The 14,854-nt window shown below is 43.0% G+C and carries 14 protein-coding genes; 2 read left to right on the top strand and 12 right to left on the bottom strand.

All coding sequences use genetic code 11. The features are described 5' to 3' along the window. Window positions 1–192: 192 nt before the first annotated feature. Together KIK04_RS19160 and KIK04_RS19155 are read right to left on the bottom strand one after the other, a co-directional pair. Entirely contained in the window at window positions 193–951 is a 759-nt protein-coding gene (locus KIK04_RS19160) for an alpha/beta fold hydrolase (protein WP_232275186.1), read from the bottom strand. Between the two features lie 58 nt (window positions 952–1,009). Continuing rightward, the gene (locus KIK04_RS19155; protein WP_232275185.1) at window positions 1,010–1,450 is read right to left on the bottom strand and encodes a hypothetical protein; all 441 of its coding nucleotides are present in this window, start codon (window positions 1,448–1,450) and stop codon (window positions 1,010–1,012) included. Between the two features lie 170 nt (window positions 1,451–1,620). On the opposite strand from KIK04_RS19155, the gene KIK04_RS19150 reads away from it, so the two are divergent. Continuing rightward, a complete protein-coding gene (locus tag KIK04_RS19150; protein WP_232275184.1) occupies window positions 1,621–3,672 on the top strand; it encodes a terpene cyclase/mutase family protein in 2,052 nt (683 codons plus the stop codon). 542 nt (window positions 3,673–4,214) lie between these two features. Here the strand turns inward: KIK04_RS19150 and KIK04_RS19145 are convergent. Then, a complete protein-coding gene (locus KIK04_RS19145; RefSeq protein ID WP_232275183.1) occupies window positions 4,215–4,817 on the bottom strand; it encodes a TetR/AcrR family transcriptional regulator in 603 nt (200 codons plus the stop codon). A gap of 244 nt (window positions 4,818–5,061) precedes the next feature. Here KIK04_RS19145 and KIK04_RS19140 point away from each other — a divergent pair, with 244 nt between their 5' ends. Continuing rightward, the gene (locus KIK04_RS19140) at window positions 5,062–6,069 is read left to right on the top strand and encodes a saccharopine dehydrogenase family protein (protein WP_232275182.1); all 1,008 of its coding nucleotides are present in this window, start codon (window positions 5,062–5,064) and stop codon (window positions 6,067–6,069) included. A 1,140-nt stretch (window positions 6,070–7,209) separates the two neighbouring features. Here KIK04_RS19140 and KIK04_RS19135 read toward each other — a convergent pair. The 9 genes from KIK04_RS19135 to KIK04_RS19100 form a co-directional block, all read right to left on the bottom strand. Next, window positions 7,210–7,782: an SMI1/KNR4 family protein gene (locus KIK04_RS19135; RefSeq protein WP_232275181.1), complete on the bottom strand. Its 573-nt coding sequence runs from the start codon at window positions 7,780–7,782 to the stop codon at window positions 7,210–7,212. A 186-nt stretch (window positions 7,783–7,968) separates the two neighbouring features. Further along, window positions 7,969–8,217: a helix-turn-helix transcriptional regulator gene (locus KIK04_RS19130; protein WP_232275180.1), complete on the bottom strand. Its 249-nt coding sequence runs from the start codon at window positions 8,215–8,217 to the stop codon at window positions 7,969–7,971. Then, complete coding sequence (locus tag KIK04_RS24480; protein ID WP_442951107.1) at window positions 8,214–8,375, bottom strand: aspartyl-phosphate phosphatase Spo0E family protein; 162 nt, start codon at window positions 8,373–8,375, stop codon at window positions 8,214–8,216. The genes KIK04_RS19130 and KIK04_RS24480 overlap by 4 nt, the downstream gene beginning before the upstream one ends. A gap of 384 nt (window positions 8,376–8,759) precedes the next feature. Continuing rightward, window positions 8,760–10,073, bottom strand: a complete 1,314-nt coding sequence (locus KIK04_RS19125) for a helix-turn-helix domain-containing protein (protein WP_232275179.1) — start codon at window positions 10,071–10,073, stop codon at window positions 8,760–8,762. Between the two features lie 364 nt (window positions 10,074–10,437). After that, entirely contained in the window at window positions 10,438–10,884 is a 447-nt protein-coding gene (locus KIK04_RS19120) for an NUDIX hydrolase (RefSeq protein WP_232275178.1), read from the bottom strand. Further along, window positions 10,884–12,920, bottom strand: a complete 2,037-nt coding sequence (locus KIK04_RS19115; RefSeq protein ID WP_232275177.1) for a S9 family peptidase — start codon at window positions 12,918–12,920, stop codon at window positions 10,884–10,886. Before KIK04_RS19115 ends, KIK04_RS19120 begins: the two co-directional genes overlap by 1 nt. A gap of 147 nt (window positions 12,921–13,067) precedes the next feature. After that, the gene (locus KIK04_RS19110; RefSeq protein WP_232275176.1) at window positions 13,068–13,481 is read right to left on the bottom strand and encodes an HXXEE domain-containing protein; all 414 of its coding nucleotides are present in this window, start codon (window positions 13,479–13,481) and stop codon (window positions 13,068–13,070) included. Window positions 13,482–13,525: 44 nt separating this feature from the next. Continuing rightward, the gene (locus tag KIK04_RS19105; RefSeq protein WP_232275175.1) at window positions 13,526–14,017 is read right to left on the bottom strand and encodes a GNAT family N-acetyltransferase; all 492 of its coding nucleotides are present in this window, start codon (window positions 14,015–14,017) and stop codon (window positions 13,526–13,528) included. 74 nt (window positions 14,018–14,091) lie between these two features. Then, window positions 14,092–14,679: a delta-aminolevulinic acid dehydratase gene (locus KIK04_RS19100; RefSeq protein WP_232275174.1), complete on the bottom strand. Its 588-nt coding sequence runs from the start codon at window positions 14,677–14,679 to the stop codon at window positions 14,092–14,094. Between the last annotated feature and the right edge of the window lie 175 nt (window positions 14,680–14,854).

The raw sequence follows: 14,854 nt of genomic DNA, 5'->3' as shown, positions 1-14,854 counted from the left end.
CTTCTATTTCCACCTTTTCGTTAGTTTCGCTTATGATGCAATCATCTTTCGCCCGAGGCGTTCGTTTCTTGAAGCATTTACTGAATCATATCTTGAAGCGTATGTATAAAAATTCGTTTCCCTATCTGTTCATGCCTATGTGGCTTGTAAAAAAACACCCGTACGCTTCATTTTACTGGAATTTATTCACTATTAAAAGTGTCTCTTTGCAACATAATCCAAGAAATCCACGACCGTTTTTAAGTGCAAAGCTTGTTCTGCCCCACGAATATCGTGGCCGGATTGAGCAAATTCGGCGATCGTTAGATGACGATAACATTGCTTATACACCTCAAGATCATGATTTGAAATGAAAGAGTCAGCAAGCAACCCTCTCATAACTAACACAGGAAAATGTATGGGAAATGATAAATCTATTTGAGTAGAATCGTGCTGGATGCCATGCACAGCCTCTGGTCGTATAAATGAGATTCTATTGCACGGAATTAAATAATTGTGAATATAATCATCCGCCCAACCCTGTGGCATTTGGCGATGTTCGGGTGGATAGTCTTGAATGATCAGTGATTGAATCGGGTGGTCAGCCTGATCAGATTGTACGTAGTACGATCCTTGTAGCCTTGCATAACCTAAAGCGTACGAAACACCACGTGAATAGCTGAACAAATGAAACCGTTCTAACCGTGCTGCTTGCACGACGGCCTCCAAATCAGCAATATGCGGTTGCAGGTCATAGCCTTGAAGTGGGGTATCGCTCCTGCCTCTTCCGCGAAATGAAAGAACAACACACCGACGCGGCAGCAACGCTTGAACAAAATCGACGTATTGTTCCGCGGTCTCAGACAAGCCCGGGCAAATGAGCAAAGGAGTCATTTCTGACGTTGCATGATTAGCCGAGTCGAGATAATGGATGGTTACTCCATTATTAACGGTTGTACACGATAGGAACATAACATCACTCCCCTTTCAGCATAATGTACTGCGCGAATCGTTTATCACCATCACCCATTTATGGATTTTTACGCATGCTATTATTAAAGAGCTTTATCCCTTCTTCAATGACCAAAAATAGTACAGCTCCCATGCTGCCGATACATAATAAATTTAGTTCACTCGGACTAACACCGAAATGACTTAAAAAAATAAGCAAATATAAATACGTAACGAGCAATCCCCCGACACTGTACAAGCCTATATTCACGAAAAATCGCAGCACCTTTTTGCTACTTAACCAAGTTGTTTTTAACCACATAAAATCAATACAAAGGGCATATAGCACTCCACCTGTTAAATATATCGGAGAAACAAATAAAAAAATAAAACTGAGTATGACGCTGTCGGCAGAGCCTATGGAACGAGGTAAAATCAACATGATTGCGAAGCAGATACTAAACACAACACTGGCTAAAAGGCTGACGATTATTTTACGAAGAACGAATAATTCCCCCATTTTATCGCCCCCTTTCTATTTCTGATTGAACGATGAATATGGGGTCATCTTACATTTTAATGGATCGCCCTGCAACACATTTTTGGTATGAAAAGGAATATATATTGAAGTCCGTTCCCTTTACCCTGTCTAAGAATATGGAAGAAACGACATGAATATGGTCAATAGTAATGACTAAGAACGTACGAAAGGGTGAAGCGATGAATCTAACGGTAAATATAAACGCGGCAATCGATCGTCTGACCCGTCAACTGCTGGCTGCACAACATTCCGATGGCTCGTGGCGTTACTGTTTTGAGATTGGATCGACGATGACGGATAGCTTCATGATTATTATCTTGCGCATCCTGCAATTACCCGAGGAACAGTTGGTGCAGCAGTTGTCACAACGAATCGTAGCCAAGCAGCATCAAGCTGGTTATTGGAGCGCGTATCCCGATGAACAGCACGGCAATTTATCCGCGACGGTGGAGGCTTATTACGCCCTGTTATATGCTGGTTATGTGAAGAAGGACGACAAGATCATGCTGAAGGCCCGAGCTTACATATTAGAAAAAGGAGGCTTGAATGCGGTCACTAGCGTTATGACCAAAGCGCTGCTGGCAGCAACCGGACAGCTCCCTTGGTCTCGTTCCCTAATTGTGCCGATCGAATTTCTGCTGCTTCCCGATTGGTCGCCAATCAGCTTCTCTGATATTGTTGGTTATGCCAGAGTTCATATTGCTCCGATTCTGATTTTGAGCAGTCATCCTGATACAAAGCGTCCTGAAGGGGCACCTAATCTAGCCGACTTACTTATTCAACGCGACCAGAACAGCGGTGAAAACAACGGTGAGAACAGTAACAAAAGTAATCAAAGCAGCGATCCAAGCAGTATTCAGAGCAACTATTTGCAACATGATTCATCCTACTTCGATGACTCACAGGCCCCCTATAATCCAGCGTCCTACGCTTCGGAGCAGCATCGATTTTTGCTCCAACATTTGAAGAACGAACTGCTGCAACTACTCCCCTCCCCGCAATCCGTTAAGCAGGAGGCGCTCCACAAAGCGGAGAACTTCATGCTGGATCGCATTGAACCGAACGGTACCCTTTACAGCTATGCCAGCTCCACCTTCCTTATGATCCTCGCACTGCTGTCGCTCGGCTATGACCGTAGGCATCTGCGAATCCGAACCGCCGTGCAAGGGTTAAAATCGTTCACTTGTCTGACGGGCGAGCAGATGCAGCATGTGCACATTCAGAATTCGCCCCCGACGATATGGGATACCGCGCTCATTAGCCATGCTTTGCAGCAGGCGGGCTTACCCGCCCAGCATCCAGCCATTCAACGTGCAGGCACTTATTTGTTGTCCCGTCAGCAGCATCGGCTCGGGGATTGGTATATGAATAATCCGAACCCTACTGCTGGAGGGTGGGGCTTCTCAGATATTAATACGATGATTCCTGATGTCGATGATACGACAGCCGCGCTGCGCGCGATTCACCACTTAGCGCCAGGAAATAGCACGTATACAGCTGCTTCGGACAAAGGGCTGCAATGGCTGCTGTCGATGCAAAATGACGATGGCGGTTGGTCTGCTTTTGAAAAAAATAAGAACAAAGCTATCTTAACTTGGCTGCCCTATGATGGCGCGGACGCGGCACTTACAGACCCGTCTACTACGGATCTAACTGGAAGGACATTGGAGTATTTGGGCAACACGCTCCATCTTACACAGAAGCAGGCCTTTGTCCGCCGAGCGGTTGCCTGGTTAATTCAGCATCAGGAGCAGAACGGATCGTGGCACGGAAAATGGGGCATTTGTTACTTATACGGCACTTGGGCTGCTGTCACAGGCATGACAGCAGTCGGTGTGAGCCCTTCTGATCCTGCGATTGTGCGAGCAGCTCGCTGGCTGTCGCGTGTACAGAACGCAGATGGCGGCTGGGGTGAGTCTTGCGAAAGCGACCGCAAGAAGACGTTTGTTCCGTTGGCGATGTCTACACCTTCACAGACCGCTTGGGCCTTGGATGCGCTAATCGCGATATCCCCCCATCCTACGGCTGAGATCCAGCATGGGGTCAAGGCGCTGCTCCAATTGAGCCATCCCTCGTATCAAGCTATGAGCTATCCGACAGGGGCCGGATTACCAGGACACTTCTACATTACGTATCACAGCTATAACTATATTTGGCCCTTGCTTGCTCTTAGTCACTATAGGCGGAAGTACTTGCGGTAAATTATGAGAAGAGGCCTTCCCTACTTGCGGGCGAGGGCCTCCTCTTTGAGGTAGCAGGTTGATGATCTTTAGGCAGGGTATGCAATGAAAGCAATGAAACTCCGAAAAACCTCAGCGCTAGTGTAAGAACGTGGCAACTAAGACATATACGCCTTGTCTAAAGGGGTGTTTTTATGTCCAAAAGAAAATGAACATCTACAATGGAAAAATAGATCAAAGAAGGTCGCGGTACAGGAACAAGTACAGACTATCAGCCATGGTTGAAGATTCAAGATGACTGTTTGAAAACATTAACATTATGGGGTTTAGCCAGGGGTACCGCCAACATTTCGGAGATTTCGTACGGTAAGCAGCTTTTCGCAAGAAAAGGGCCGATTTCCTGGGTACTATTCCAAGAAAATGATCCGGTTCCCTCCAATCATATCACGCGCACATTAAAAAAATAATTAGCTACTCATCATTGCGAGAGACTAATTATTTTTTATATCAAGTTAACACATAACCGACGTTAGAATACAACCTTGGTGAAAATAGCCCTCTACTTATAGCTCGCTTTTCATCGCTCCGTTAGGGCTGGTTAATATAATATCTATGCTCTTTAAAGACAGTCGCAGCCATTCATCCTTAGATTGACCTTTAATGAAATTTTCAATGCCACAGAGAGATGAAGCCAGTATGACACTCACACTTTCTTTATCATCGCACGTCCATTCATTATTCCTTATGCCTTCCTCAAGTATATCGTAGATAAAACTCACGTATAGTTCGGTCATATTTTTAATAATTTCTCTAAAATCCCCACTTAATGTTCCAATTAAGTAAAGCTCGTCCGTTGCTTTCGTCAAAAGTAGCTCTTCTTTAATCGTGAATTCAGCTAGTGCATAGATCTTTTCCTTAGCCGTAAGGCAATCTTTTGTATAATTTATCCATTCACTCTTCCACCTCATTGACTCTTCTTTAATCATGGTTAAAAAAAGAGTCTCTTTATTGGAGAAGTGATGAAAAATATTACCTTTACTAACATTCGCTTCCTTTGCTATATCCGCGATGGACGTTGCGTTATAACCTTTATATTGGAATAAATACTGGGCTGCTTGTAGGATTTTACTCTTGGATATTTTACTTAATTCTTCGTTTGTGGTCATCTGAATTCCCCTTTCAATTATCGGTTGTATGAATTGTAATCCAATTCTCCTGAGCTTGCGGTATATAGAATTATAACTACAAATCCGGTTCCACTGATACTCCTTTTTTCTTCATAATAACCCGAGTTTAGATAAAGTCCAAATAAACCACTTTACAAACCGAACGATCGGTATGTATAATCGTTTGTGTCAGATGCAAAACATTATGACTTGAAAAAATCACTAGATACTGGAGGTACTAATTATGAATACTACAATCACACAGCACCCTGTTCTTCTCATAGGGGGATCGGGCATGGTCGGTAAAAACGCTGCCGAGCATCTTCGACGGTTTCATCCTGAATTACCTATTTTAATCGGAGGCCGAAATTTGGAGAAAGCGCAAACTGTGGCAAATCAGCTCGGTAATGCCCAAGCGGTTCAAATTGATTTAGAGCGTCCCAACCTAGGTTTACCAGAGGATATACAACTCAGTGCTGTTGGAACTTTCTTCAGAGACGGAGAGTTTTATTCCCAGCGCTGGGCTCAGAACAAACGAATTCCATTCCTTTTTATATCGGGATATGAACATGAAATTGGGAAACATACCTCTATCTATCTTCATGGCCCCTTAGCCGCGCCCGTGGTTATAGCCACCCACTGGATGGGGGGGATTCCCATTACACTTGCAAAACACTATGCACGTCAATTCCGTAGTATTGAAGCCATAAATATTAGTGTCATTTTTGATCCAGAAGAGGAAATCGGTCCAGATGGAACTTTACAAAATGAAGGGGAAATAGAAGAAACCAGCCCTTATCCATTGTTCTTTCAGGATGGAAAATGGAAACGGGCGAAGGATGAAATGGACATCGGACGTACAATTAAAACGGTGGATGGAAGTATTCAAGAGGCAACAGCATTTTCATCACCAGATATTTTAAGTCTGGGAGCCATGGATATCAAGTCCGCTCGCTTTGACTTCCTCGCTCACGAATCTTCCGGCAGAAAGAGCGGCGGACAAATTACACACGATATAATTATTGAGATCACAGGGGAATTGAAAGACGGGACTTTGACAACCGTACGGCGCGAGATTGTATACCCAGATAATCAGTCCTCAATGACAGGACTCGGTGCAGCCATTGGTATTGAACACTTGTTGGGACTAGTGGACACAGCACCTCGACCGGGTCTGTACTTCCCTGAAAATGTTATTGACCCCCTACACCTGGAGCAACGTCTAAAACAGACTGGTACACATATCAGTTAAATAGTGTGGCCGACTGCTCTATTGAACTGCACCCCAATTGTTAGACAAAACTAACAATCGGAGGTGCAGTTTTCTTATAACCAAATTTTCACTTAATGCAAAAATAAGTGCAAATAATCCTTTTGACTGTAATAATCTTGCTGCCTCTGTTAAATACACAGTAGTCGATACACATCGCATTAATCAAAATGTTTTATGCGCTAGCTCTTTGTTACGAGCAGATCTTCTATAACCCATCTCGCCTTTAGGCTGGGAACATATTAATTTTCTAGGTGAGTACACATTAGACTTAAAAAGAATACCTGATCATAATTTATTACGCCCCCTCAACGCAGGTGAATAAAGGATCACCCGATCTCTCCTTAGCGTATAGGAAATCGGCCTTTTTCTTGTGAAAAGCTAAGCTGTATCGAGACTTCTTGGCGAACAACAAATAGAATATACGGACACGCTATCCAGCAATTTGATAAGTGGTTAGACGGTGCAGATAAGCAGGAATCAGTAGATAACATATTTAAGGACTAGCCACTCTATGTAAGAGTGGTTTTTTATTGCGCTGGGGGAAAGGTTAACAGTTTGAACATTAAAGATGCTTACGATAAGGGCGGTACACATACAGGCATCAAGCAGACATTAAAATAGACGATAGATAAATCGATTGGCATAATTGCTATTAAGTCTATATTTCTGATATCATGAATTATAATCCTCATTATGTAATAATATACAATAAGGATAGTTGACCTAAACTATTATTTTGAAAAGGAAGTGATTTAACATGACTCTTTTCTTGGTAATAGCTTTTCTTGTAACATTTTATATAATAGTAGGCTTATTTGGAATTAGTATGAATGATAATGAACTTGTATATATTCTTCTTCTCATTGTTATAGCAATATTGGTAAGTATTGATTTAAAGGTATCATCGAAAAAAAAGAAGTAATATTAAAAGCAGCCCTCACATATGGGCTGCTTTATTTCGGATGATGACCTTTTAGTACGTAAAGTTATAACGGTCAAAAGAAGTGGAATCAGAAAGACCACTAAAATCAATACGTTGTATTTGAAACCTCTCCTTAAAAAAGAACAAGCTCATGCACAAATGAAAAATAGCATAAGCCTGTTCTTTGATGTAGTATTTTAACTCTCCTTCTCAATTATCCTGACCTTCATACACATCAGATTGACCGTGTTGTAAATCTCCCTGCATTGAAGCATCGGATTCCAATTCCAGAAATCAGAGCCATTAGCCGTAATTAAATGCCCTAACCACTCGGCAAACCCCATTTCCAGCGCCATATATTCAGGGCTACCCTCGTTCCAAAATAAATAGTTCTCCTGTTGTGTTGTATCTATGAAGAAGTTGGCTTTCGGATTTGATGCGATGGGTAAAAATTGCGGCCTTATATCGTAAATCGTCGTCATAAACTTAGTAAGCATATCTATTCCGTAAATCTCCGTACGTATTCCTTCTCCAATATCAAACAGGATTGCGCCATTACAACAATTGAGGAACTTGATGTACTCATCTGGGAGTTGGATGTTGAATTGATTCGTAAACGTTCTCATTTCCCTTTTGGTCGCAGGAGGATTAAAAGTAAAGCGCCCCACATACAGCCCACCATATACATTAGGAACTAACAATGTCTTACTTTGTGTTACACGTTGTTGTAAGCAGTTCATGATTTTGAATACGCTGTATTTCTTACTCACAATCATTCCCCATTTGGACTATTTAGTTTTCTCTCCGTCCTATCCAAGTAAAGTTATATATGCAGGTTTTTCATGGGTATGTTAAAGGGGTTGCAAAGGAAGTTTATTCGTGGTGATTTGGTCTCTTCTAAAAGCCTAACTCGTCTTTATTAAGAAACATAATTTATAATACAGTTGAAGGTTGCTTTATCGGCTGTGTTTATTGCGAGTAAGCACAGCCTCTTCTTTTTCTCCAGAGCAACAATCATCATCGTCGAAAAATCGCTTCCAATCAAAATTCAATACTTGTCCAATGCGCTTCGCTACTTGAACGCTTGGGTCACGCCTCCCCCTCTCTATATTAGAGTAAGAACTGCGTTCAATTTGGGAGAGCGTCGCTACTTCTTTTTGAGTTTTACAGCCTCTGCATTGAATGAGCCACTTGCGATGCTTCATCGTTTTTCACCTCCTTTCGTAAATAATGCTTTCTGATATTCCAGAATGTAACCATCAAGCTGCTGGCTAAGCTGGACGACAGGGTGTGCAGTAAAGCTCTCGTGTTCGTTTACGGCGTGAACAAGTTTCGCTCTAAGATGACTGATGTCGGATAGCAATGGATGATCTCCATCATTTACACGTGGGCAAAAGTGTGCAGGAAGAATATTATCACCCCCATCAGTTCATTTCTTCTGTGCAATTAAAAGCATAGTACAAGTTGGGCAAGTGACTATAGATACTTAATTTAGCGAAATTTTCATTTCCCTTTAAATACATAATTGGAATTTAATTATTGATTAAACACAAAAAAAGATACCTTTTCAGGTATCTACAGGAATGTAATTATTAAAGTTCACTACGTTACAATTCAGAGGTATATTAATGCTTTGTATCCCACGGAGCAGAGCCACCAAATGGAACAATAGAATCATCTAGTCCGATCAAAACTACTGAAAGGAGTATTACAGCTAGAAGAATCGGGATTTTTGTCAACAATCTGTTCATACCAGACTGTCCCCTTTCTTGTTTAATTTGTCTTTAATATGAATGAATAATTGATTAAACTCCAAAATTAAATCCATATCAAGTAGAGAGCTATCATCGACTATAGCTTTTGTGATAAAAGATAGACTGTCAAATGCTTTTTCAAAATTCGATATACCTGCATATTTTAAAGTACTAATTCGATAACAAGCCAAAGCATCTCTAGCATCATTATCGGAAAGCAGCAAATCACCTTTAAGTTTATAATAATAAGCTAATTTTGCTCTGTTTTCAGGTGTGGCTAGTCTATCTTGCAAGGACAATATCATTTGTTCCTCATATTTAAATAAATACTTAGCTGAATTAAAATCTTTTTTTATTATGTAAAAATCCATAAGCTGTACGACGGCATACGTTATATTATATTCAGAAGGATCAGACAAATATGCTTCTAATTGCTTTACGCCTAATTCAAGGTTACCTGTTTTCCCACTTATACAGCCAGTCATCATCTTTGCGTTATCCTCAATGTGCGGCAAAGAAAACTTACTATATTCCGCGAGATAGGATTTGCTGTTCTCGTATCTCCCTAAGTAATAATAACAGTTACAAATATTAAAGATTGCATTTGCTTTTAATACACCATTTTGCTCATCATTCTGAATTACAAACTGACTTAGTTCGATAGATTCCTCATACTTCATCAGACTGAAAGCATGAATTGCCAAACGATAATACAGTCTCAATTGTTCCGCAGGATTTAAAAAATCAGAATAGTTAAGAATGTTTTTGCCTGAATCATAGGTAGATTGCAGTTTGCTAAAATCGTTTCTTACTATTTCATATTGCCGATACATCCCCTTAGCAATATAGGGCATAATACCATGACCACGTGAGTAATCAATAATACTCTGATACAAATCAATTTTTACATGATTATCATTAATAGTTAGAGTTATTGAATACAGTTTTTCTATCAATGTTACACTGTCTTCTCGTTCCGTTTCAAGGAATTTGGTTGCAATTTTGGGAGCTATCCATGCATTTTGAGGGGATGTAATTGCTATCTCTAATATACTCATTAGTGAGGCTGATTTTTGCTCAATTTCAATGTATATTTCAACATATTCGTGAAATGGGATATTAAGAACAGACGCAGTAGCTTGGATGATTTTAAAGTCAGGTTTCTTTGTTTCTCCGTTTTCAATTCTAGATAAGCTTCCTTTTGAAACATTTATTAGACTTTCCAAATGCGCTAGTGTCATATCTACTTGTTTTCTGTAACGATGTATCAGTTCCCCCAAAGGTGTAGGTGTGTTTACATGATTCATGCTCTCACCTTCCCACAGATAAGTTCCAGATAAATACATTCGCTCAATATTACCATCAATCCCCAAACGTGTAAACTATGTTTCAGTTTATTTTTTGTTTAGAGGAAAGTATATTGGGTTCAAATTATTTTAAGCAAAGACATAAATTTCGCCGCCAAGCAAGTATCGCACCTAAAAGCTACCTGTCTAAAGCAGCTCACCAATTCCGTGGCTTTATCGTCCAATATTCTCCTGAAAAGTTGGAACGTAAATAAAGCCGTGGCCTACTAACCTAATCAAGCAGGTTAATAAACCACGGCCACTCATTTTACCAACACAAAGCTACATACCGATTTCAACGATAATAACACGCCAGCACCCTCTATTACGTCAACGTCACATAATCGTCCAAATGCTGTATTTTCATCACCGCTTTATCCTGCCTCACCGCATCCACGATCCGCTCGACCATCACATTCGTGATCGGCCTTGGCAGCTCATCGAGATGAAAAAATCCGCACTCATCAATTTCATGACCATCAGCTTGCGGGGTACCTACATATTCGAGCACACGAAACACGTAGATATAGCCATTTCGATGCGCTAAAAAGTAGATGCCCGCCAGCTCTAATTGGGTGACATCGATTTGCAGCTCTTCTTTACACTCACGAATGGCTGCATCCCACGCAGATTCCCCAGCGTCAACGACGCCCCCTGGCATGGACCATAGATGCTTACCGTAATGTTGATGCACTAGCAAAACGCGGCCTTGTTCATCTTGAATGATACAACCTGCGGCATCAGGAGCTCGTTCCATCGCCACGTTAGTCACTAGTTGTTCACGAGTTCGCCGCTCGCAGCATCCACATGAATGAATCGGTTCATCCAGCCTACGATCCGATTCAAGCGCTCCATACGCAGCTCAGGGTTCCCGCTGCGCGACAGCTCATGGTTCGCGCCAGGGAAGCGAACGAACTGCGTTTCCTTGCCTAATCGTTTCAAGGCAATAAACAACTGCTCCGCCTGCTCAATCGGGCAGCGCAAATCCTGCTCGCCATGCAAAATTAAGAGCGGCGTCTCAACATTACTCACATAAGCAAGCGGAGACTGCTTCCACAGCTGCTCCAAATTAGCCCAAGGCTGACCGCCAATCTGATCTTCTGTAAAGTGATAGCCGATATCACTTACACCGTACATGGACGTCCAGTTACTAATCGAACGCTGGGTAACCGCAGCCTTAAAGCGGTTCGTATGACCGACGATCCAGTTGGTCATAAATCCGCCATAGCTACCGCCTGTCACACCAAGTCGCGTCTCATCAACATAATCATAGTTCGCCAACACGTAGTCTACGGCATCCATAAGATCAAGGTAATCCCGTCCACCGTAATCGCTGCGAACCGCATTGACGAACTGCTGTCCGTAACCATGACCACCACGCGGATTCGTGAACACGACCGCATAGCCTTGTGCCGCCAGCAGTTGGAACTCATGCATAAACGTATTCGCATACATCATATGCGGACCGCCATGAATTTCAAGAATGGTCGGATACTTGCGACCCGCTTCCATCCCTACCGGTGGAATCATCCACCCTTGAACATTCCAGCCATCCGTCGTAGTAACCCAGAACGATTCTGGCTGACTAATGGCCAACTCGTCAAATAAAGCTTCATTTTGATTCGTCAACAGCAGCTCTGTTCCACGCGCAAGGTTCAAGCGATACAGTCTGCACGGTTGTTGCCAATCAGCCGACGCGAGCACGACCTCGGATTCGTCCGCAGATAGAACGAACTGCGTAACGTCGCGCGCACCCTCTGTCACTTGTTTATATGTACCATCTAGACCGAAACGTACAAGGTTCACACAACCCTCAGATGAAACCAACGTATAAATAAACTGCCCATCCTGACTGAATACCGGACGATCAAATGCGCCCGCCTTCATATCCGAAATGGAATAGCTGCCCATTTGCCAGTCCAAATGTTCGGTCACACAAGTGACGTTCCCGCTCTCACTATTCAACGTGTACAACCGTGTCAGCGTCGCGTTTCCATACGAGCGATCCGTACCTAAGAAGCCAATCGTCTTGCCGTCTGGCGAACAGAACGGCTTGCCGATGGAATAGCTAGAATCGGTCAGTCTGCGAGCCGAGCCACCCGTCCGTTCGATGATGAATAGGTCATTCGTAAACACGAGGTCTGGATTTTGAGCCGCATCTTCAGGCTGCTTGGACGTAAACACGATAGAATCGCTATCCGACGACCAAGCGAAAGCAGATACATCAAAGTGACCTGTTGTAAGTGCCGTTACTTCACCTGTTGCAAGCTCATGTACGAACAAGTGCATCCGCTTGCCATCCCATAAGCCAGAGCTGTCCGATTTGTACATTAAGCGATCCACGACAGTCGTCTGCTTCTTAGGCTTGCTGTCTGCATCGGCACCTGCATCTGCATCTTGCTCATCAGACGACTTATCCATATCCACTCCGGAAATGTAGGCCATATATTTACCATCTGGCGACCATATGTAGCTGGACACACCATGTTCCGCGTTCGTGACGACAACAGCTTCCCCGCCGTCCGCCTCCATTTTCCACACTTGATTTGACTTGCCTTCTTTACGCAAAAAGGTAAGCAACGATCCGTCTGGCGACCACGTCGGCGCTGAATCACTTGGCCCGTGTGTCCAAGTCCGGTCACGACTGCCATCCAACTCCACCATACGAATATTCGTGAGATACCCGCTCTTATCTTCCTTTACTCGCTTCAACACATAAGCAATTCGATTGCTGACCGGATTAATCACCGGGTCACTTACCCACGCTAACTTAGTTAAATCCTCTGCTGTGATCCGTCTTTTTTCCATTTGCTTACCTCCTAGTGTTGTGCTGTTCATGTTGCTGTTCATAGTGCTGTACGTCTATAAGTCAAATACTGTACCGTCCGCGTTCATTCGTCAATATTAATTCTCTAATTCTAGCAAAATTTCATCTTACATCTATCATCTTTCCAGCTAAGTTAAACGAGTTAATAAGTAGATCGCATAAGGTGTAACGAGAAACATAGCGGTATACAGACCTGGCGTATACGCGTTAAGTATGCATGTTTGCACCACATGAACGACATTGTGTACAAGCACAAAGATGAGAAAGGAGACGTACAACACCGAGCTCCATTGCGCTTCGAAGTTTTGAACTTTAAGAAATGTAATCGTTGCCATCGTTAAAAATATAAACACATCTCGCTTCGCGAACGAGTACGAATTCACGTTCCAAAATTGCCAAATCATTTGATGCAGCCGGTTAGCTTTGATTTTACTTTTTATGGTGGGCGCCCATTTTTCAACTGTTATAATTTCCTCAAAGTCATGCAACATAAAAAGGACGACGAACAACCAGATGGCATTCGTTAATTCAAGTTGGAACATGATGCTTTCATCTCCTCAATCCTATTCCAAACATATACGCTCGTCTACTCGATCACCGCAACCATCGTCACCGAAGTTCCGACGACCTCAACTTCTTTGAAGCCAAATCGTTTATACATCCGCACAACTTGATTATGCGGGTCAACACTTAGCGAAAGCGCCTTCACTCCTTGCTGCTTAGCCTCCGCGAACAAAGCGCTCATTAGCGCTGTCCCGATGCCCTGTCCTCTATACGCTGTGGCGATCGCCATCCCAAGCTCTGGCGTCTGTTCATCCACATAGCCGAACCCTTTGTTAGGCTCAGCAAAAAGCCGACACGTAATCGAACCGATACGCTCACCCTTCTCATTTTGCGCGATAAATCCGACATCACCCGTTCGACCCCAGTCAGCCACATACTTTACTAGAAAAGGCTCCTGTATAATCTCCCTTGGAAACGGCTCCTCCCCCGGAGGCGTATACAATGATTCATACAACATGTCCCATAAAAACGGGATGTCCAGCTCGGTAACCGGGCGAATTCGATATTCACTCACACCCATTCCCCCCTGCTCCATCTAAATGATCGAAAAAGCTACTCGAAACTTCGAGCAGCTTTACTTCTCATTACTTATAATTTCAGCGAAGCGTCAAGCGACTTGGCAGCGGCTTGTTCATACAACCGATACATGTCCATTTCAGGGTCCATCGCCCTTGTGATGGCAAAAGCCTCCTGAATCGATTTCTTATTCTGAATCATTTCATAGCATAAACGGAGTGCAAACATCAGTGCCGTATTCCCAAACGGATAGTCATCCGGCCCAATATAAATGCGACAACCGCCACCCAAAAAGGCTTGCGCCAGTGCAGGATCACCGAGCGAACAGCCATTGCCGATTACGATGTGCCCAGCTAGCTTCGTAAAGCGTGCGATTTCATCTGGGCCAAAGTTACCTCGTGGCTCCCCCTCTTCATACACCGATTCATCCAATTCCGGCATAATGAAACGGCCCTCATCTCCATGAAAATTCAAGATAATCAGATCCGTATTCAGCATTACATCTTCGCCAGACAGCACATCCATCAAATCGGATGGTCTTCCCACCCAATGCGTCATAACACGTGCCCCAAAATACTCAAGTGAAGCCCTAATCGCTTGCGTTTCCATATCACAATCAGGTCCACATACTAAAGTTACGTACATTTCCGGTTTAGCCATCTCTATACTCCTCCATCTTCATCCTTAATATCATCTATCCCTACTAAATGAAATGAACAAACAATAACAGGTATGGAGGTGATCGGGCCCGAGCAATAACGACCGCACGTTAACGCTTTCTATTTACCATGACTGTGATTCTCCTTTTCATTATCTTATTCTACATATTACCATG

The organism is Paenibacillus sp. 481 (assembly GCF_021223605.1).
In the GTDB taxonomy this organism is placed as follows: domain Bacteria; phylum Bacillota; class Bacilli; order Paenibacillales; family Paenibacillaceae; genus Paenibacillus_B.
This window is presented reverse-complemented; position numbering and strand designations above follow the sequence as displayed.

What these genes read in the sequence shown, in the direction of transcription:
- KIK04_RS19145 (WP_232275183.1), bottom strand. Translation starts at nt 4,817, where the DNA reads ATGACCACAAACGAAGAATTAAGTAAAATATCCAAGAGTAAAATCCTA.
- KIK04_RS19160 (WP_232275186.1), bottom strand. Translation starts at nt 951, where the DNA reads ATGTTCCTATCGTGTACAACCGTTAATAATGGAGTAACCATCCATTAT.
- KIK04_RS19115 (WP_232275177.1), bottom strand. Translation starts at nt 12,920, where the DNA reads ATGGAAAAAAGACGGATCACAGCAGAGGATTTAACTAAGTTAGCGTGG.
- KIK04_RS19110 (WP_232275176.1), bottom strand. Translation starts at nt 13,481, where the DNA reads ATGTTCCAACTTGAATTAACGAATGCCATCTGGTTGTTCGTCGTCCTT.
- KIK04_RS19150 (WP_232275184.1), top strand. Translation starts at nt 1,621, where the DNA reads ATGACTAAGAACGTACGAAAGGGTGAAGCGATGAATCTAACGGTAAAT.
- KIK04_RS19140 (WP_232275182.1), top strand. Translation starts at nt 5,062, where the DNA reads ATGAATACTACAATCACACAGCACCCTGTTCTTCTCATAGGGGGATCG.
- KIK04_RS19130 (WP_232275180.1), bottom strand. Translation starts at nt 8,217, where the DNA reads ATGAAGCATCGCAAGTGGCTCATTCAATGCAGAGGCTGTAAAACTCAA.
- KIK04_RS19100 (WP_232275174.1), bottom strand. Translation starts at nt 14,679, where the DNA reads ATGGCTAAACCGGAAATGTACGTAACTTTAGTATGTGGACCTGATTGT.
- KIK04_RS19155 (WP_232275185.1), bottom strand. Translation starts at nt 1,450, where the DNA reads ATGGGGGAATTATTCGTTCTTCGTAAAATAATCGTCAGCCTTTTAGCC.
- KIK04_RS19125 (WP_232275179.1), bottom strand. Translation starts at nt 10,073, where the DNA reads ATGAATCATGTAAACACACCTACACCTTTGGGGGAACTGATACATCGT.